The 18,784-nt window shown below is 41.9% G+C and carries 13 protein-coding genes; 4 read left to right on the top strand and 9 right to left on the bottom strand.

The genetic code is table 11. The features are described from left to right. Positions 1 to 70: 70 nt before the first annotated feature. Together secA and H5058_RS07755 are read right to left on the bottom strand one after the other, a co-directional pair. On the bottom strand, positions 71 to 2,779 hold the full coding sequence (gene secA / locus H5058_RS07760; protein ID WP_089368818.1) for a preprotein translocase subunit SecA: 2,709 nt from the start codon (positions 2,777 to 2,779) through the stop codon (positions 71 to 73). A 419-nt stretch (positions 2,780 to 3,198) separates the two neighbouring features. After that, positions 3,199 to 5,226 (bottom strand): methyl-accepting chemotaxis protein, encoded by a 2,028-nt coding sequence (locus H5058_RS07755; protein WP_089368817.1) that lies wholly within the window; start codon positions 5,224 to 5,226, stop codon positions 3,199 to 3,201. A 110-nt stretch (positions 5,227 to 5,336) separates the two neighbouring features. On the opposite strand from H5058_RS07755, the gene H5058_RS07750 reads away from it, so the two are divergent. Then, positions 5,337 to 6,107, top strand: a complete 771-nt coding sequence (locus H5058_RS07750) for an NAD-dependent epimerase/dehydratase family protein (protein WP_089368816.1) — start codon at positions 5,337 to 5,339, stop codon at positions 6,105 to 6,107. On the opposite strand, the gene hutH is transcribed toward H5058_RS07750, so the two are convergent. Genes hutH through hutC form a run of 3 tightly spaced genes read right to left on the bottom strand, consistent with a single transcriptional unit; the run spans position 6,104 to position 10,046 of the window. After that, entirely contained in the window at positions 6,104 to 7,636 is a 1,533-nt protein-coding gene (hutH, locus tag H5058_RS07745) for a histidine ammonia-lyase (RefSeq protein ID WP_086997263.1), read from the bottom strand. The genes H5058_RS07750 and hutH overlap by 4 nt on opposite strands. A 2-nt stretch (positions 7,637 to 7,638) precedes the next feature. Then, entirely contained in the window at positions 7,639 to 9,312 is a 1,674-nt protein-coding gene (gene hutU / locus H5058_RS07740; protein ID WP_182677564.1) for a urocanate hydratase, read from the bottom strand. A gap of 20 nt (positions 9,313 to 9,332) precedes the next feature. Next, positions 9,333 to 10,046: a histidine utilization repressor gene (hutC, locus tag H5058_RS07735; RefSeq protein WP_182677561.1), complete on the bottom strand. Its 714-nt coding sequence runs from the start codon at positions 10,044 to 10,046 to the stop codon at positions 9,333 to 9,335. A gap of 120 nt (positions 10,047 to 10,166) precedes the next feature. Between hutC and hutI the strand changes: the two genes are divergently transcribed. Then, the gene (hutI, locus tag H5058_RS07730; protein WP_089368813.1) at positions 10,167 to 11,414 is read left to right on the top strand and encodes an imidazolonepropionase; all 1,248 of its coding nucleotides are present in this window, start codon (positions 10,167 to 10,169) and stop codon (positions 11,412 to 11,414) included. Between the two features lie 41 nt (positions 11,415 to 11,455). Then, on the top strand, positions 11,456 to 13,225 hold the full coding sequence (locus tag H5058_RS07725) for a GGDEF domain-containing phosphodiesterase (RefSeq protein WP_080516820.1): 1,770 nt from the start codon (positions 11,456 to 11,458) through the stop codon (positions 13,223 to 13,225). On the opposite strand, the gene H5058_RS07720 is transcribed toward H5058_RS07725, so the two are convergent. Next, positions 13,222 to 14,271: a formimidoylglutamase gene (locus tag H5058_RS07720; RefSeq protein WP_179808229.1), complete on the bottom strand. Its 1,050-nt coding sequence runs from the start codon at positions 14,269 to 14,271 to the stop codon at positions 13,222 to 13,224. The two genes, H5058_RS07725 and H5058_RS07720, sit on opposite strands and share 4 nt — an antisense overlap. A gap of 1 nt (position 14,272) precedes the next feature. Continuing rightward, entirely contained in the window at positions 14,273 to 14,770 is a 498-nt protein-coding gene (rraA, locus tag H5058_RS07715) for a ribonuclease E activity regulator RraA (protein WP_011329377.1), read from the bottom strand. 334 nt (positions 14,771 to 15,104) lie between these two features. On the opposite strand from rraA, the gene H5058_RS07710 reads away from it, so the two are divergent. Continuing rightward, positions 15,105 to 16,985 carry a methyl-accepting chemotaxis protein gene (locus H5058_RS07710; RefSeq protein ID WP_182677559.1) on the top strand — a complete coding sequence of 627 codons (1,881 nt, stop codon included), beginning with the start codon at positions 15,105 to 15,107 and terminating at the stop codon, positions 16,983 to 16,985. A 27-nt stretch (positions 16,986 to 17,012) separates the two neighbouring features. On the opposite strand, the gene H5058_RS07705 is transcribed toward H5058_RS07710, so the two are convergent. Then, entirely contained in the window at positions 17,013 to 17,387 is a 375-nt protein-coding gene (locus H5058_RS07705; protein WP_011329375.1) for a gamma-butyrobetaine hydroxylase-like domain-containing protein, read from the bottom strand. Positions 17,388 to 17,454: 67 nt separating this feature from the next. Then, positions 17,455 to 18,783, bottom strand: a complete 1,329-nt coding sequence (gene hslU / locus H5058_RS07700) for an HslU--HslV peptidase ATPase subunit (RefSeq protein ID WP_011329374.1) — start codon at positions 18,781 to 18,783, stop codon at positions 17,455 to 17,457. Between the last annotated feature and the right edge of the window lies 1 nt (position 18,784).

The raw sequence follows: 18,784 nt of genomic DNA, 5'->3' as shown, positions 1-18,784 counted from the left end.
TATCTCCCTTAAACACCATAAAAAAAGCGACGCAAGCGCCGCTTTTTACGAAATTTATTACACTATTGGATTATTTTAATTTACCACAACATTGCTTAAATTTTTGACCTGAGCCACAAGGACAAGGATCGTTACGGCCTACTTTTGGCTCGCTACGTGCCATTACAGTTGCGCTTTGTGGTGCTTCTCCGCCTACATGCTCAACTTCTTCATGCTGATATTCGCGAGGAGCGTTTTCACTTTTACGGTGTTGCTCTTCTACTTTTTCAACATCCTCTTCGGCGCGTACTTGTACTTTGCTTAAAATACTTACTACATCTATTTTTAAGTTTTCTAGCATTTCAGCGAATAGCTCAAACGATTCACGCTTGTACTCTTGCTTTGGATTTTTTTGCGCATAACCACGTAAATGAATACCTTGGCGTAAATGATCCATTGCTGCCAGGTGATCTTTCCAATGCTGATCTAGGCTTTGTAACATAATCGCTTTTTCGAATTGACGTAGTACTGAATCGCCTACCATCTCTTCTTTTTGCTTATATGCTTGCCCAACCGACTCTTCAATGCGCTCACGAAGTTTTTCTTCATAGAGTTTATTGTCATCAGCTAGCCACTGAGTAATTGGCAATTCAATTAAGAAGTCTTGTTTTAAGCGCTCTTCAAGGCCAGGTACATCCCACATTTCAGCCAAGCTTTGCGGTGCAATGTACTGATCAATAATATTACTCAGCACATCACCACGAATAACCGTGATAGTTTCTGAAATATCGCCTTCTTCAAGTAGTTCGTTACGCTGTGAGTAAACCACACGGCGTTGATCGTTTGCTACGTCATCGTACTCAAGTAATTGCTTACGCACATCAAAGTTACGTGCTTCTACTTTACGCTGTGCATTTTCAATCGCACGGTTAACCCATGGATGTTCAATAGCTTCACCGCGTTGCATACCTAGTTTACGCATCATGTTAGTCATGCGCTCGCCAGCAAAAATACGCATTAACGCATCGTCCATCGATAAGTAAAAACGGCTTGAACCGGCATCACCTTGACGACCAGAACGACCACGTAATTGGTTATCTATACGACGAGATTCATGGCGTTCAGTACCAATAATGTGTAAACCACCTGCATCAATTACTGCGTCATGGCGTATTTTCCATGCAGCTTTAATTTCAGCAATTTGTTCATCAGTTGGGTTTTCAAGCTTTTCAACTTCGCTGTGCCAGTTACCACCAAGTACAATATCGGTACCACGGCCAGCCATGTTAGTGGCAATCGTTACTGTGCCTGGTAGGCCAGCGTCTGATACGATATCAGCCTCTTGCGCATGAAATTTAGCATTAAGTACGTTGTGCTTAATTTTTTCTTTGCGTAAAAATTGCGATAAATACTCAGAGCTTTCAATTGAAATAGTACCTACAAGTACAGGTTGTCCGCGTTCTTGGCAGTCTTTAATATCAACTAAAATAGCTTCGTATTTTTCTTCTTGCGTTAGGTACACTAAGTCGGCGCGATCATCACGAACCATCGGCTTATTAGTTGGCATAACAACAGTGTCTAGGCCGTAAATAGACTGGAACTCAAATGCTTCCGTATCGGCTGTACCTGTCATGCCCGCAAGTGTTTCGTATAAGCGGAAATAGTTTTGAAAGGTAATAGATGCAAGCGTTTGGTTTTCGTTTTGAATATTTACGCCTTCTTTAGCTTCAACAGCTTGGTGTAAACCTTCTGACCAACGACGACCTTCCATTGAACGACCAGTGTGCTCATCAATAATGATAACTTCGTTTTCTTTTACAACGTAATCAACATCTCTTTGATAAAGCTTATGAGCACGAAGCGCTGCATAAACATGGCTTAGTAGCGTAATGCTGGCTGCAGAATAAAGCGAATCGCCTTCTGCAATTAAGCCGCGCTCAGTAAGTAGCTCTTCAACTTTAATTTGGCCACGTTCAGTTAAATGAACTTGCTTAGACTTTTCATCAATAGTGAAATCGCCATCGCCTTCAATACCTTCTTCGTCTTCTTTTTCTTGTAGTTCAAGTAAAGGCACCATGGTATTAATTTCAGTGTATAGCTCTGAGCTGTCCTCAGCAGGGCCTGAAATAATAAGGGGCGTACGGGCTTCATCAATTAAGATAGAATCCACTTCATCGACAACAGCATAAAATAATGGACGTTGTACACGCTCATCTATGCTAAATGCCATGTTGTCACGCAGGTAGTCAAAACCAAACTCATTATTAGTACCGTACGTAATATCGGCAACATAAGCTTGTTTTTTCTGCTGTGGCATCATACCCGGTACGTTACAGCCTACTGTTAAACCTAAAAACTCAAATAACGGACGGTTAGTTTCCGCATCGCGTTTAGCTAGGTAGTCGTTCACGGTAATTACGTGTACGCCCTTACCAGTTAAACCATTTAAGTAAGCAGGTAATGTAGCTGTGAGAGTTTTACCTTCACCGGTACGCATTTCTGCAATACGGCCTTGGTGCAGTACCATGCCACCGAGTAGCTGTACGTCAAAGTGACGCATGCCATTTACACGTTTAGATGCTTCACGTACCACAGCAAATGCTTCAGGCAGTAAGTCGTCAAGGCTTTGTCCGTTATCGTAACGTTCTCTAAACTCTGCTGTTTTCGCTTTTAAGTCGTCATCAGAAAGCGCTTCTAATTGCGTTTCAAGTGCATTGATCAGTGCGACCGTCTTTCTTAGGTTTTTAATAGTGCGGTCATTGCGACTACCAAAAATCTTGGTAAATAAATTAGATATCATGATAAAACCGTTACAATGTATTTTTTTGCCAGCCGTACATCGGCTAACCCATTTTTAACAATTGATAATTAATGTATTCTTTAAAGTAACACCGAGGACACATTAATTAGCAATTTTGTATTAAACCGTTCAAAAAGCACTGTTTATTACGTGTGCTACTATACCAGACTCTGCTAAACAACAAACCATCTCACTAAAAAGATATGGATTAAAAACAGAAAAACTTAATCTAGTACATAAAATTGCTATATATTTTTATACGAGGTGAAAACTGCTAGCAAAGCTAGTGATATTAAGTAAGTTTCCACTTTGAAATATCAACAGTCACTCAAAGATATGGTGCTGAATAAATTAAAAACAAGGGGGGGAATAAGCGCTTAAAGTTTATCCTCAAGCGCTTAAATATAAGTAGCCGGCGTTTATAGTTTAAACTGGTTTACCGTTTTATTTAATGCCCCTGCAAGGTCACTTAAATCATGTGCTTCATTGGCAAGTGTGTGTGCATGCTCTGCGGTACTATTAACTAAACTATTAATAGCACTAAGGCTGGTATTAATATCTTCTGCTACTACCGTTTGTTGCTCGGTAGAGGTGGCAATTTGATGACTTTGATCTTGTACTTTAGTTACCGACAGGGCAATGCTTTGTAGTGAGCTAAGTACTTCTTTTGTTTGCAACACAGAGTCCTCGGTTTGTTTTTGCCCTTGTAGCATCATACTAGAGGCTTGCTGAGCAATTTGCTGTAAACGGGTAATCATATTGCGAATATCGTCGGTTGACTCTTGTGTACGACTCGCCAACGAGCGAACTTCATCGGCAACAACGGCAAAGCCGCGGCCATGTTCTCCGGCGCGGGCCGCTTCTATGGCTGCATTAAGCGCGAGTAAGTTGGTTTGATCGGCAATTGAGTTAATTACATCAACCAATGCGCCTATGTTATTACTTTCTTGCTCAAGCCCGGCAACCACCTTAGAGGCTTCGCCAATATGTTCAGCCAGCGCACTCATTACACTTTGTGCTTGGCTTGAGCGGCTTGCACCATCGGCAGTAATTGCTTGTACTTCTTCTGCCGCGGTATTTGTTTGCTGTGCGTTACGTGATATTTCTTGCACGGTAGTGGCCATTTCTGTCACTGCGGCACTAACACTATCTACTTGTTGTTTTTCTTGCTGAATTTCTGAATTCGTTTGTTGCGATACCGTTTTAAGCTGATCGGCAGCGGCACTTAATTGCTCAGCTTGTGCTGCGGTGTCTAGCATCATCGCTCGCAACTTATCAATAAAGGTATTCATATGATTAGCCAGTTGGCCTACTTCGTCTTGGCTATCAATATTAATTTTTTGGGTTAAATCACCCTCGCCAGAAGCAATGTCGCGCATAATATGCGTGAGTGTAGTGATTGGTTTTGAAATCATATGGGTGGCCCATAAAATCATTGCTAAAATAATCACTAAAATAATGATAACGGCGGTTGTAGTGGTTGTAACCGCAGCATTTACCGGGGCTTCAATCATACTGGTTGGAATTAATAAACCCACATACCAATCTAAATGAGGCTGCTCTAATTGTAGGCGGTTATAAACCACATAAAATTGCTCGCCTTTAAGCATAACAGTTTGGCTACCCGCGAGGTTATTTTGCATTGCACTGTTAAGTGTTTTAAACCCTGAGGTATTATTAAATTGTTGTTCAAGCGCATCGAGTCCGTCTTTACCGTTAGGGCCTTCGTCGGTGACAGAGAGTTTATGCCCAGATGCTTTTGAAAAGTGCACAACTTTTTGTTGATCATCTAATAAAAAGCCATAGCCTTGGCCGTTAAAGCGAATGTTTTCGACCATGTCGTTAATTTTATTAAGTTGTAAGTCAACGCCGCCCACACCAATTAATTTGCCTTGTGGGTTATAAACAGGTTGTTGTACAACTGCTGAGGCATCGCCGGTGGTTAAGTCTACCGAAATAGGGCCTACGTAAAGCTTATTAATTTGCATTGCTTCTTGCCACCAACCTCGTTTGTACGCGTAGTAAGGTTCGCCATTATAATATGCAGTACGTTCGTTTTCTTTAAAGTACTCGCCGGTAGTGGCTGAGGCAAAAAAAGCAGATAAAATATTTTCATCATTTGCACTTATGCGTACAAAGTCTTGATTTATAGCCAAGTAGCCGTTGGCATTTTCTAGGGCTTGATCGCGCTTATCCCACGCGGTAAAAAAATTCACCAAATGCGGATTATTAATAAAGGTGGCAACTACTTTACCGTATGTAGCAAAGTAACTTTGCATTGATAATTGCTCGCTTTGTAAGTAGCTTTGAGCCTCACGCTCTATATTAACTCTGGATAGTTTGGCAATATGGTTAACAAAAAAAGTAGAGGCGATGAGCAGTAAAATAGTAATTGTTCCGCCAATCAATAATAATATTTTTTTTCTTAATGATAAGTTATTTAGCATAAGTGCACATGTTGTTATTGTTTTTGTAACAGATATCTAAGCATATTTAATTTTAGAACTCTATGAAATGAGTTAAGAATTATACATTTAAATAAACGGGGTCATATAAATTGAATCATCAGAGTAACAACTTAGTGGTACTAGGCGCGGGCTGGCTAGGCAGTGCTTTATGCGTTAATGCGCAGCAAGCAGGTTGGCAAGTGCAGGGTACACACCGCTCAGCAGTGCATGAGCATGATTTTGAACGTCAGTTTTTGCTAGAAAATGGCCAGTTAACGCATCAAATTGATTTACAAAATGCCTACTGGGTGTGCGCTATTCCTCCACGTAGTCGCCATAGTGAAAACAATTATGCGCAAACATTAACGGCATCACTTACACTGGCAAAAAAACTGAATGCTAAGGGTTTTTTACTTTGCTCATCAACGGGAGTGTACGACCAAGAACCAGGAGTATATAGCGAAAGCAGCGATATTTCGTGTACAAACGAGCGACAAATAAAGCTATATGAAGCTGAAGAGCAAGTACTAGAGCAAAACGGTAAAGTGCTGCGCTTAGCCGGTTTAGTTGGACCCAACAGAGAGCCGGGGCGTTTTATTGCAGGTAAAGAGCTAAATACCTCTGCCGAGCAAGTCGTTAATATGGTGCATCAGCAAGATGTGATTAACGCTATTTTTGCGGTGCTTGAGCATTGGCATCAAGGGCAGAGTATTTATAATGTGGTTAATCCGTCGCATCCTTGTAAGCGCGATTACTATGCGCAAAAGTGCCAACAACATGGCGGCGAAATGCCACGCTTTACGGGAACAGATACGGCTGAGCGCAAAGTGCTTGGCTCAGCCATTGAGGCGTTAGGGTTTAGTTACCAATACGCAATTTAATAAGATACTAAGCAGTCACCCTCAATAAAGTTGCATAACTTGCCTGCGTTTAATAACGCATTTGCAGCTTCAATATCGGGGGCAAAGTAACGGTCTTTATCGTAGTAGCTTACATGCTCGCGCAGTAAGCTTTTAGCACGCTCTACTTTAGCAGCAGCTGTAAGCGGCTTTCTAAACTCTAACCCCTGCGCGGCCGCTAACCATTCAACAGCAAGTACGCCTTGGGTGTTATCGGCCATTTCCTTCAAGCGCCTTGCCGCAAAAGTGGCCATAGACACATGATCTTCTTGATTCGCCGAGGTTGGCAAACTATCTACAGAAGCTGGGTGGGCAAGTGATTTGTTTTCAGATGCCAGGGCTGCGGCAGTTACTTGGGCGATCATAAAGCCTGAGTTTACGCCGCCATTTTCAACTAAAAAAGGCGGCAATTTAGATAGGCTAGAGTCAATTAGTAAAGCAATTCGGCGCTCGGCAAGTGCGCCAATTTCAGCAATGGCAATTGCTAAGTTATCGGCGGCCATTGCCACCGGCTCTGCATGAAAATTACCGCCAGAAATAATATCACCCACATCAGCAAATACCAGCGGGTTGTCGGTTACGCCGTTAGACTCACATAATAAAACTTCTGCCGCCTGGCGAATTTGGGTTAAGCAAGCACCAAGCACTTGTGGCTGACAGCGTAAAGAGTAGGGGTCTTGTACTTTTTCGCAATTTACGTGTGATTCACTAATTTGTGATTGTGGACCTAACAAGGCTCTAAATATAGCTGCAGTATCTATTTGCCCTTGTTGGCCTCGAATTTCATGAATACGCGCATCAAATGGTGCTCGGCTGCCCATGGCCGCTTCAATACTCATAGCGCCAATTACGCAGCTTTGTGCGTATAAATCTTCTGCTCTAAATAGCCCTTGTAATGCAAAAGCAGTCGAGGCTTGGGTGCCGTTTAAAAGGGCTAAGCCTTCTTTAGCGGCTAAGGTAAGTGGTTTTAGCCCCGCAATTTTAAGCCCTTGCTCGGCACTGATTATTTGCCCTTGGTGGCGCATGTGGCCTTCGGCTAGTAACGGCAAGCACATATGAGCAAGCGGTGCTAAATCGCCCGATGCACCCACCGAGCCTTTTTTAGGCACGCAAGGGTATACTTGGCTATTAAGCAACTGGATAAAAAATTCAATGACCTGCAAACGAATACCAGAATAACCACGCGACAGTGAATTAATTTTTAAGATGATCATTAAGCGTACGGTACTGTCATCCATATACTCGCCAATACCTGCCGCATGCGAAAGTACAATAGAGCGTTGTAATAGCTCTAGTTCGTTATCGGCAATTTTGGTGTTAGCTAATAAGCCAAAACCGGTATTAATACCATATACAGTGCGGTGCTCGTTAATTACGTTTTGCACTGTTTGTGCGCTGGCAGCTATTTGCGACTCGGCATGCTTTATAAGGCTCAATTTTACCGGTGAATTATTAATTTTTCTTAGTGTGTTTAAATCAAGCGAGCCGGGGGTGAGAGTTAGTTCAAGCATGATCATTCCTCGTTTAACATTGGTAAGTCTAGGTTTTGCTCTTTTGCACAATTTTTTGCTATATCGTAGCCTGCATCCGCGTGGCGCATAACTCCAGTTGCAGGGTCGTTCCACAGTACGCGGGCAATACGCTGTTTTGCTTCGTCGCTGCCATCAGCCACAATAACTACGCCTGCATGTTGGCTAAAGCCCATACCTACGCCACCGCCATGGTGTAGCGATACCCAAGTTGCACCACTGGCTGTGTTAAGAAGTGCATTGAGTAATGGCCAATCAGATACCGCATCAGAGCCATCTAGCATAGCTTCGGTTTCGCGGTTAGGGCTAGCAACCGAGCCAGAGTCGAGGTGGTCGCGACCAATAACAACCGGGGCTTTAAGCTCGCCATTTTTAACCATGTTGTTAAAAGCGAGCGCAAGACGGGCTCTGTCTTTTAATCCTACCCAGCAAATGCGCGCCGGTAAGCCTTGAAACTGAATACGTTCACGCGCCATATCAAGCCAGTTATGTAAGTGTGCGTCATCGGGGATTAACTCTTTAACTTTGGCATCGGTTTTATAAATATCTTCGGGGTCGCCCGACAGTGCCACCCATCTAAATGGGCCAATGCCTTCGCAAAATAAAGGACGAATATACGCAGGGACAAACCCCGGAAAATCAAATGCGTTACTTACTCCTTCATCAAATGCCATTTGCCGAATATTGTTGCCATAATCAGTGGTAGCAGCGCCCGCTTGTTGCAGCGCGAGCATAGCTCTTACTTGCACCGCCATTGATTGCTTAGCTGCTGTTACAACCGCTTTTGGGTCTTGTTCGCGCATTTTAGCTGCATGTTCCATGCTCCAGCCTTGCGGTGAATAGCCATTTAGCGGATCGTGTGCTGAGGTTTGATCGGTGACCACATCGGGAGTAACGCCACTTTTAACTAAAGTGCTAAACACATCGGCAGCATTACCAAGTAACCCGACCGAAAGGGCGTCACCTTTTACGCACGCATTAGTTATAAGTTGTAGCGCGTGTTCAAGGTTGTTGGCTTTAATATCTACGTAACCGGTTTTTATTCTAAAATCGATACGGGTTTCATCGCATTCCACCACTAATGCACAAAAGCCTGCCATAGTTGCAGCAAGAGGTTGTGCGCCGCCCATGCCACCAAGCCCGCCAGTTAATACCCATTTACCTTTAGCACTGCCAGCAAAATGTTGTTTAGCCATGGCCACAAAAGTTTCGTAAGTGCCTTGCACTATGCCTTGTGAGCCAATGTAAATCCAAGATCCCGCGGTCATTTGCCCGTACATCATCAAGCCCTTTTTATCGAGCTCGTTAAAGTGCTCCCAATTAGCCCAGTGCGGTACTAAGTTAGAATTAGCTATGAGTACTCGCGGCGCATTACTGTGGGTTTTAAATACCCCTACAGGTTTACCCGATTGTACGAGTAGCGTTTCGTCATCTTCGAGTCTATCGAGAGTTGCTATAATTTTGTCGTAACTGGGCCAGTCACGTGCAGCGCGACCAATGCCGCCATAAACAACTAATGCATGGGGATGCTCTGCAACGTCAGGGTCTAAGTTATTCATTAACATGCGTTTAGCGGCTTCGGTTTGCCAACTTTTAGCGCTAATTTTATCGCCGTGGGGGGCGCGTATTGTGCGGTTGTTGTCGAGTCGATTGTTCATATTTACTCCTGTTGTAGTTTTTAATTATTATTTTTAAAAGTTAAGTGACCACCTAAACGATACTTACTCCCTGGTGAAACAAGTCGGGCATAACTCACAATGCCGTTGCTTGACCAAGTACGGCGAATGAGTTGCAGGCAAGGTTCATGACTCGATAAGTTAAGCCACTGGCACATTTGTTTATTGGGCATAATGGCTTCCACCGTATGCGTTGCTTGGGTAAGCGGGGCTACATTCGATAAGTACTCATGTGGAGTAAGTAGCGTAAAATTTTGTTGTAAGTACTGCGTGGCAAAAGTGGGATTTACAAAGCGCTCCTCTATTTGCAGTGGTTTAGTATTTTCGTTATGCAGCAATACACTGCGATACACAGTGCTGTTAACTTTAATACCCAGTGCAATGGCAATACTAGTGATTGCGGGTAGCGACTCAAGGGCCAATACCGTACAGCTATAATTACCATTGCGTTCTTTTACTTCATCGGCAATATTTTTAATTTCAAGCAATGACGACTGCGATTTAAAGCTAGCAACAAAGGTGCCTAACCCTTGGCTGCGAGTTAAAATTCCCGCCTCGGTTAGCTCGCTTAATGCGCGTCGAGCGGTCATACGGCTTACAGAAAATTGATTGCTTAGCTCGTTTTCAGAAGGCACACGCTGGTTTTCTTGCCATGTAGCACTGCTAATTTTATCAACTATAAACTGTTTTATTTGTGCAAATTTAGGCGTTGTCATGGTGTATTTAATTGTATTAAAAATAAACTATAAGATTAAGATGGCATAATTGCCTTGTATATACAAGACGGGTTGTTAGACTATATTTTAGTCATTATAAAAAACACAAGGGCGCGCAATATGCAAAGTGCAACACCAGGTTATGAATTAGAAGATATTGATTTACTGCTTACCGATGCCAACATTGCCACTATGGATACTGCTGTAGAGGCGCCTTATGGCGCGATAGAAAATGCAGCCTTAGCAATCAAAAATGGAAAAATTATGTGGCTAGGTGAGCAAAAAAACTTACCTAGTTTTGATGTGTTTGCAACGCCGACCTTGAGTATAAAAGGGCAATGGTTAACCCCAGGGTTAATAGATTGCCACACGCATTTAGTGTTTGCAGGCTCTAGAGCAGAGGAGTTTGAGCAGCGCTTACAAGGGGTGAGTTATGAGCAAATTGCTGCCCAAGGTGGCGGTATAACTAGTACAGTTAAAGCCACCCGCGCTGCCGATCATGAGCAGTTATTTGTAGCCGCCAAAGATAGGTTAAATACGTTACTGGCAGAGGGCGTGACAACTGTTGAAATAAAGTCGGGTTATGGACTCGATACTGCCAACGAAGTAAAAATATTAGAAGTGGCGCGCTTACTTGATGAGCATCACCCTATTAATATTAAAACCACCTTTTTAGGGGCGCATGCGCTACCACCAGAGTACAAAGGGCGTAGCGATGACTATATTGATTTAGTATGTAACGATATGCTTGATCAGGTAGTGGCTAATAACCTTGCTGATGCGGTTGATGTTTTTTGTGAGAATGTAGGCTTTAGCTATACCCAAACTAAGCGGGTGTTCGAGGCGGCAAAAAAACATAACTTGCCAGTAAAATGCCATGCCGAGCAGCTCTCTAATCAACACGGTGCTGAGCTGGTGGCGCAATTTAACGGGCTATCGGCTGATCATATTGAATACCTAGATGAAGATGGCGTAAAAGCGATGGCACAGGCCGGCACAGTAGCAGTATTGTTGCCTGGCGCATTTTACTTTTTAAGAGAAACACAACTTCCGCCAATAGCTTTGCTTAATCAATATAAAGTGCCTATAGCGATTGCTAGCGACTTTAATCCGGGCACCTCACCGCTGTGTTCGCTACAATTAATGATGAATATGGCATGCACATTATTTAGATTAACACCCGAGCAGTCACTTGCTGGAGTAACTCGTAATGCTGCTAAAGCTTTAGGATTAACAGACCGCGGAGTTTTAAAAGTAGGTGCGAGGGCCGACATTGCACATTGGCAAATAAGCCATCCAGCACAATTAAGTTACCAGTTTGGGGTAAATAAACTGTTAAACTTATGGATTATGGGTAAACTTATTTAGTCACACCTTTACCCCAGACCGATAAGTAGGCCTTAATATTTATGCTTTTATTTAATTTTTTAGCCAGTACCAGTAGTGCTAATTTGAGCTTGATTAGCGACAGTGGCTTGCCGGTTTTTTTTAGTGGCGCCTTACTTATGGCGATGATCGCTACCTTGCTGAGCGTAAAAAATACAGCATCTAGATTAAGCTACTTATGCACAGGGTTAATAGGGTTGGCTATTTTAAGCAGTGGTGCTGCATGGCTTAGCGCTTTACTCGCATTAGGTTTTGGCTTTAATTTGTGGCATGCAATTGTACATAAAAACAAGCTGTTAATTATATTAAGTGCACTTGCTGCGGTGTTGTTTATAGCATTACTTATAGCCATTGCAGCGTTTGGCATTGCACTGTTTTGGATTGTTAGTGCGGTGTTGTTATTATCATTAACTGGGTTTATTACTAATAATGAGACACTTAATCAAGCGCCCTTGAAGCAGCAGCAAGCAGCACCTGAACATTACATCGAAAGCTCTCCGCTGGCCTCTTTTGCCGATAAACAAAAATTACGTCAAGGTTATAATACGTGGCGTAATAAAGCACCGTCACTAGGGGCGTTGGTAATTCTTCGTTTAGAAGGTTTTGAGCAAGTTAATCAGCATATTGGGCGTGATTTTGGTGATTTACTGCTTGCTCAGTCGGCGAATAGAATAAAAGAATTACTCAATAATGATGGCATTGTATCGTTAGAGGACGATGAAAAACTAGCCCATTTAGGAGGGCTTAATTTTGCCTTTATTTGTAACTTAGCCAGCCATAAACACTTGCATGAAAAAATAATTACCGAAATATTTGGCGCTACACTTAAACCTTTTAATGTGGCTAACTGCACTATAGAAGTGACCGCAAGAGCAAGCTATGTGCATTGTAATGAGCAAGATGAAGACTTTGATAATTTAATTAAGTCGGCTTATTTAGCACTTGATAGCCAGCCAAAACAACAGGTGGTTGCTTATCATCAACAAATGATGATCGAGCAGTTAGAGCAGCAAGCACGATTAAAAGAGCTTGCAGAAATTGATTTCACCAATGAGTTCGAGCTGTATTTTCAGCCGGTTATTGTAAATGATAATGGCCAAATTGAATTTTTAGAACTATTACTGCGTTGGCAGCATCCTAAGCAAGGCATACTTTCAGCGAGTCGTTTTATTGATGATATTAGAATTGCAGGGCTTGCTTACCCACTGGCTATATTTGTTATAGAGCGCGCTGCTGAACTTGCAATGGCATTGCGTATGGAGGGCTTTGCAGTGCCATTGAGCATTAATGTATTTGGCCCTGAAATGCTCAATGAAGAGTTTGTAGAATTTGTAACGAGTGCTATGAAAGAGCATAACTTAAGGCCTGGCGATTTAATTGTTGAGTGCCCGCTACATATTTTTACTAACCTAGATGACAAAGGGCGAGCCATGATTGCGCGGCTTAATAATATAGGCTTAAAAGTGTGTGTTGATGGTTTGGGCGATAACCCCGTTTCGCTCTCTAAGTTACCTAGTTTAGCGGTAGAATACATTAAAGTCGCGCCAGCATTAACTGCTGATTTTAGTAATCAAAACAATATTCGCAGCCTAGTTGTTGGTATGGTACAAATGCATAATCAACAAAGTACTAAGGTTATTTTTGAAGGGGTTGAAACCCTAGATCAGCTTAAATTTGTAAAAAGCCTAAAAGGCTATGCTGCACAAGGCTATTATTTTGGCCACCCATTAAGCAGTGTTGGTTTAATGAGCTGGTTAAAGCAGTGGCAATTAGCGCAGCAGCAAAGTAATTAAGCACACTCTTTGGCTTGCAGGTAACTATTCACTAGTGCGCTAATAACTTGTCCGCAATGCACTTTACCGGCTTTAATCCCGCTGGGATGTTGAATGGGAGCTGCTTCGCATAAGTGTAAGTAGTGAGAGTGGCGGTTGCTTGCAGCTAAATGCACAAAGTGCTCAGCGTCACTTACGCTAAAACCACTACAGGTATAAGCACTTACAGGCATAAATGCAATGCTATCTAAATCAACCTCAACACCTAGAGGCGCTGCATCAAAACTCTTCAGCGCATTGCTCACTGCTTGAGTTAGATTAATTTCACGTTTAACGGCGATTGACTGATAGCTATTAAAAGTAAAATTAGCAGCGGCTAACGCATCTATAATAGCTTGATTGTTTTTTAGCTCGTGCAAGCCAATAACATGGTAACTTTTTAAACACTGCGCGCTGTACGCATAGCTAAAGCCATTACCACTGTGGCGGCCTTCGCATTCTCGAAAGTCGGCGTGGGGATCAAAATTTATAGCGTTAATAGCGGTGTTTTTATACTTAGCTAACGCTTTTATAATACCTAAGCAATTATTATGGCCACCACCAATAACAATGGGTTCAAGCCCCGCTTTAAATATTAAACTTAATATAGCTTCTACGCGTTGATCAAGTTGCTCACATAACTCACGCAACTGTGTTAAATGGGCAGGTTTTTGGTTGTCGAGTAGAGCGCTTTGCGCCATTAAATCAGCTGTGTGCACTTCGCCAAGTAACAGTACTTTTTGCGTGGCAATAAATTGATTATAAGGCTGGTTTAAAAAACGTTGTAAAAAAGCCGGCCATGCTTGCTCTGCACCCCCGGCTCCTAAGTTTGCTTTTGGGCCAATATCTTCACAAATACCCAGTAACACGTAGCGCATGCCAAATTGTGCGGCATCGCTAAGCGCTTGTTGTATATTTACGTCGGTATCGAGTAATGACATTGACTGCCATACTTTGGTTTCGTTAGCGCGACTAGTGCAAAACGACTTAACCGCGCTTTCATCGTAAACGTTTAAATAGTGCGCCACGTTATATTTCTACGATTTCCAGTTCTAGCTCTTCTGCAGATAATACAATGCCGGTGCTGTCGGCATAAATAAAGTCATCATCAAAAAACGATACGCCAGCAAAGTTAACCCCAATGCCGTCTTCGCCTGCGCCTTGGCTATCTGCTGCAACCGGAATAGAGGCAATAGCTTGAATGCCTAAATCAAGCTCTTCAATTTCGTCTACGTGGCGTACAGCCCCGTAAACAATAATACCTTGCCAGTTGTTTTCAAGTGCAAGTTCGGCCAGTTCAATATCGATAAGCGCACGACGAGTAGAGCCACCACCGTCAATAAGTAGCACTAGGTCTGTACCATCTTGAGAAAGTAATTCACGGATAAGTTCATTATTTTCAAAACATTTAACCGTTTTAATGCGGCCACCAAAGCTGTGTCGGCCACCAAAGTTGATGAACATAGGTTCAAGCACGTCAACCACATCGGCAAAGTGGTCACATAAGTCAGAAGTGCTGTAATCCATTATTTTATCCTCAAAAGATACATTAGTTTATGCTTCAGTATACCCTCCTTATATGCAATAACAACGACTTAATCGCAGTAAATTTAGGCAAAATAGGCGGCTAATAAATAATTTGTAATCATTGGCCTATACAATGTATAGGCCTTAAGTTATTGCTGGCATATAATCCGCAACTAAATAATTGCGCGGTTAATTAAGCTAAATAACGTCACTTTAAAAAGTGCTCAGCAGTGCAGGTGTTTTAGTGTTTTTCGGTATTTCTTTCTTTGTTAAAAGCTTAAGTTATTTAAGTGTAAGTAACAGAGTTGCTCATTAAATTTTTAAAGGTGTAACAATGATTGTTTTGCAAAACTTGACCATTAAGCGGCGTTTACAGCTAAATGCTTTAACTGTTGCTTTGGCCATGCTGGCTTTTTTATATGTAATTATCACAGGTTCACAAACCACGTTAAAGTTAACTAACATCACGCAACAGGCCGAGCAGTTAAACATTCATCAGTTGCAGTTAAGTGCACATGAAAAAACCTTTTTGTTTTATAAACAGCCACAAGCACTCTCATTATTTGAACAAGAATACGCACAATTAAATAAACAAATAATTCAATTACAATCGCAAATGCAAGATTCAGAGATTGATACACAGCAGATAACCCTCTATATGCGTTTAATAAAAAGCTTTTATAGTGATTTTAATGAGGTTGTGCGACTGCAAAAAAGTATTGGCTTACATCAAGACGATGGGCTTTATGGGCAACTGCGAAGTGCTGTACATGAAGTAGAAAGTTTGCTCAATCAACAAGATGAATACCAGCTATTGACCCTAATGCTACAGCTAAGACGTGCCGAAAAAGACTTTATGTTACGTTTGGATGAAAAATATTTAGCAAGTTTTCAAGATCATGTTGATACGTTACAGCAAAAAATAACGAGCTCATCACTAAGTCAAAACATTAAAAGTAATTTAAAAAACCTACTGTCTAATTATCAAAGTGCTTTTCAAACATTGGTAAAAACGCAGCTTGAATTAGGTGTTGATCTAGACTCTGGCGCACTTGGGCGCATGCAACAAAGTGTAGAGCAAAGTGATCAGTTGGTAATGCAGCTAGTAGCAGATACTAAATTGCAAGTTGAAGCCAGTATAGCTAAAGCACAGTCGGTCGCTATTATGGTGTTTATTATATCGGGTATTATAGTTTTAACCCTGGTTTACTTAACCAGTCGCTCTATCATTGTACCTGTAGAGCGTATTTACCAATCTATAAACAAGATTCGACGCAATAATGATTTAACAGTAACCATTGAGCAAATTGGCAATGACGAAATTACGATTATGTCGAAAGATTTTAATAGTTTAATTGGTGACTTTAATAACCTTATAAATGAGGTGAGTGGGGCTTTAAATGCGTTAAATATCGCGACTGAAAATTTATCAGAAAGTACCGCCGCAACCAGCTCGGGTATGCAAGATCAATTACATGAAGCCGATATGGTGGCCACTGCGGCGACCGAAATGCAGGCGACCATTCAAGATATTTCACATAATACCGAAGCTGCTGCTAAAAAAGCAGAATCAACTAATTTAAGTGCGCAACAAGGTCGTAGTGAGGTTGAGTCAACCGTCGCGCATATTAGAGGGTTGTCTGACTCTTTAGAGCATGCGTCAAGTGTCGTTTCTTTATTAGAAAAAGACGGTGAAACAATAGGCTCTGTGCTTGATGTTATTCGTGCGATTGCCGATCAAACTAACTTGTTAGCGTTAAACGCTGCTATTGAAGCCGCTAGAGCGGGTGAGCAAGGCAGAGGGTTTGCTGTGGTTGCAGATGAAGTGCGCTCATTGGCTCAACGAACACAAGAATCTACAAGTGAAATAGAAGGTATAATAAATACTCTACAACAGCGCACTCAAGAAGTGGTGAGTATTATGCATCAGTGCCGCTCACAAGGTGATGAAAGTGCATCGCAAGCAAATAGAGCTGGTGAGTTACTCGGAGCAATAACCGAAGATGTGCAAACGATTATGGAAATGAGCACCCAAATTGCTGTGGCAATTGATCAACAAAGCCAAGTAGCATCTGAAGTAAATAAAAATGTGGTGAGTATTCGTGATATTGCCAGAAACACCTCAGGGCACGCTGCTAACAATGCGCAAACAAGCGAAGAAGTATCAGCGCAAGCACGAGTGCTTTTTGCTGCAATTGACAAATTTAAGGTTTAAAACTTAGCAATAAAGTACCCGTATAGTTTAAGGAATAAACTTTATGGGTACGCTGTCTTTAGAGTTATTGTGTTCACTAACCCGCTTTAAATACTCATCCCATAGAGTTGCTTGCTGCGCCTGTAGTTTTGCAAAATATTGCCAGCTAAATAACCCGCTATTGTGGCCATCGTCAAAATCTAAACGCAGTGCGTAATGACCAACATGAGCAATGTTTTTAATACCAACGGATTGTTTATTGAATACTAATTTCATTGGCCCTGAGCCATGTCCTTGCACTTCTGCAGAAGGAGAGTGCACACGTAAAAATTCACAACTAAATACGGCTTGGCTGTCATCATCAAAGTAAACATCTAAATTTTTGCTAACGCTGTGGTAATGTACTTTTGTTACGTGTTTCATTTTTATCTCATTAAAAAGCCCCCAGTGCGGAGGCTTTTAGTATAACTGTTTATGCAGCTAATTTTAATTAAAGAATGTAGCGGCTTAAATCTTCATCTTCAACCAGCGCACCTAAGTGTTTTTCAACATAAGCGGCGTCAACTACCAGTGATGTTCCGGCTTGCTCTGAAGCGTCATATGAAATTTCTTCCATTAGTTTTTCCATTACCGTATGTAAGCGACGAGCACCGATGTTTTCGGTTTTTTCGTTAACTTGCCAAGCGGCTTTAGCAATGCGCTCAATTGCATCATCACTAAATTCAATAGTAACTTGCTCAGTTTTAAGCAGTTCACGCTGCTGCTCGGTAAGCGATGCATGCGGCTCTGTTAAAATACGTTTAAAGTCATCAGCAGTAAGTGCTTCAAGCTCTACACGAATAGGAAGGCGACCTTGTAGCTCAGGGATCATGTCTGATGGCTTAGCCATTTGAAATGCGCCCGAAGCAATAAATAGCATATGGTCAGTTTTAACCATGCCGTGCTTAGTGCTAACCGTACAACCTTCAATTAATGGTAGTAAGTCGCGCTGTACGCCTTCACGACTAACGTCTGGACCTGATGAGTCACCGCGTTTACAAATTTTGTCTATTTCATCAATAAATACAATACCATTTTGTTCAACTGCAAAAATAGCCTGCTCTTTTAGTTCTTCAGGATTAACTAGCTTAGCGGCTTCTTCTTCACTTAATAATTTAAAGGCTTCTTTAATTTTTAACTTACGCTTAGTGCGCTTATCGCCACCCATGTTTTGAAACATGCTTTGCAACTGGTTGGTCATATCTTCCATACCAGGGGGGGCCATAATTTCTACGTTTGGTTGTGCTTGAGCTAAATCAATTTCGATTTCTTTGTCATCTAATTGGCCTTCACGTAGCTTTTTACGAAACGTTTGACGAGTTGAAGAGCTGTCATCGCGTTGGCTTTCGCCATATTGATCTTTAGCTGGTGGTAAAAGCGCATCTAAAATACGCTCTTCGGCTGCTTCTTCAGCGCGATGCTTAAACTTTTTAGTTTGTTGCTCACGCGTCATTTTAATCGCAACATCGACTAAATCGCGGATGATGGTTTCAACTTCCTTACCAACATAGCCAATTTCGGTGAATTTAGTTGCTTCTACTTTAATAAATGGCGCGTTAGCAAGCTTAGCTAAACGGCGCGCAATTTCGGTTTTACCAACACCCGTTGGGCCAATCATTAAAATATTTTTAGGTGTTACTTCATTACGTAAATCATCACTTAGCTGCATCCGGCGCCAGCGGTTACGCAGTGCAATAGCAACGGCTTTTTTAGCTTTTGCTTGACCAATAATGTGCTGATCTAGCTCGTGAACAATTTCTCTTGGGGTCATAGCAGACATA

The sequence above is a fragment of the Pseudoalteromonas sp. SR45-4 genome (genome assembly GCF_014163535.1).
In the GTDB taxonomy this organism is placed as follows: domain Bacteria; phylum Pseudomonadota; class Gammaproteobacteria; order Enterobacterales; family Alteromonadaceae; genus Pseudoalteromonas; species Pseudoalteromonas nigrifaciens.
Note: the sequence above shows the minus strand (reverse complement) of the source record. Positions and strands in the feature narration are given on the sequence as shown.

Coding starts and splice junctions, on each gene's coding strand:
- hutC (WP_182677561.1), bottom strand. CDS start 10,046: ATGACAACGCCTAAATTTGCACAAATAAAACAGTTTATAGTTGATAAA.
- H5058_RS07705 (WP_011329375.1), bottom strand. CDS start 17,387: ATGAAACACGTAACAAAAGTACATTACCACAGCGTTAGCAAAAATTTA.
- rraA (WP_011329377.1), bottom strand. CDS start 14,770: ATGGATTACAGCACTTCTGACTTATGTGACCACTTTGCCGATGTGGTT.
- H5058_RS07710 (WP_182677559.1), top strand. CDS start 15,105: ATGATTGTTTTGCAAAACTTGACCATTAAGCGGCGTTTACAGCTAAAT.
- hutH (WP_086997263.1), bottom strand. CDS start 7,636: ATGCTTGAACTAACTCTCACCCCCGGCTCGCTTGATTTAAACACACTA.
- secA (WP_089368818.1), bottom strand. CDS start 2,779: ATGATATCTAATTTATTTACCAAGATTTTTGGTAGTCGCAATGACCGC.
- H5058_RS07725 (WP_080516820.1), top strand. CDS start 11,456: ATGCTTTTATTTAATTTTTTAGCCAGTACCAGTAGTGCTAATTTGAGC.
- hslU (WP_011329374.1), bottom strand. CDS start 18,783: ATGTCTGCTATGACCCCAAGAGAAATTGTTCACGAGCTAGATCAGCAC.
- H5058_RS07755 (WP_089368817.1), bottom strand. CDS start 5,226: ATGCTAAATAACTTATCATTAAGAAAAAAAATATTATTATTGATTGGC.
- hutI (WP_089368813.1), top strand. CDS start 10,167: ATGCAAAGTGCAACACCAGGTTATGAATTAGAAGATATTGATTTACTG.
- hutU (WP_182677564.1), bottom strand. CDS start 9,312: ATGAACAATCGACTCGACAACAACCGCACAATACGCGCCCCCCACGGC.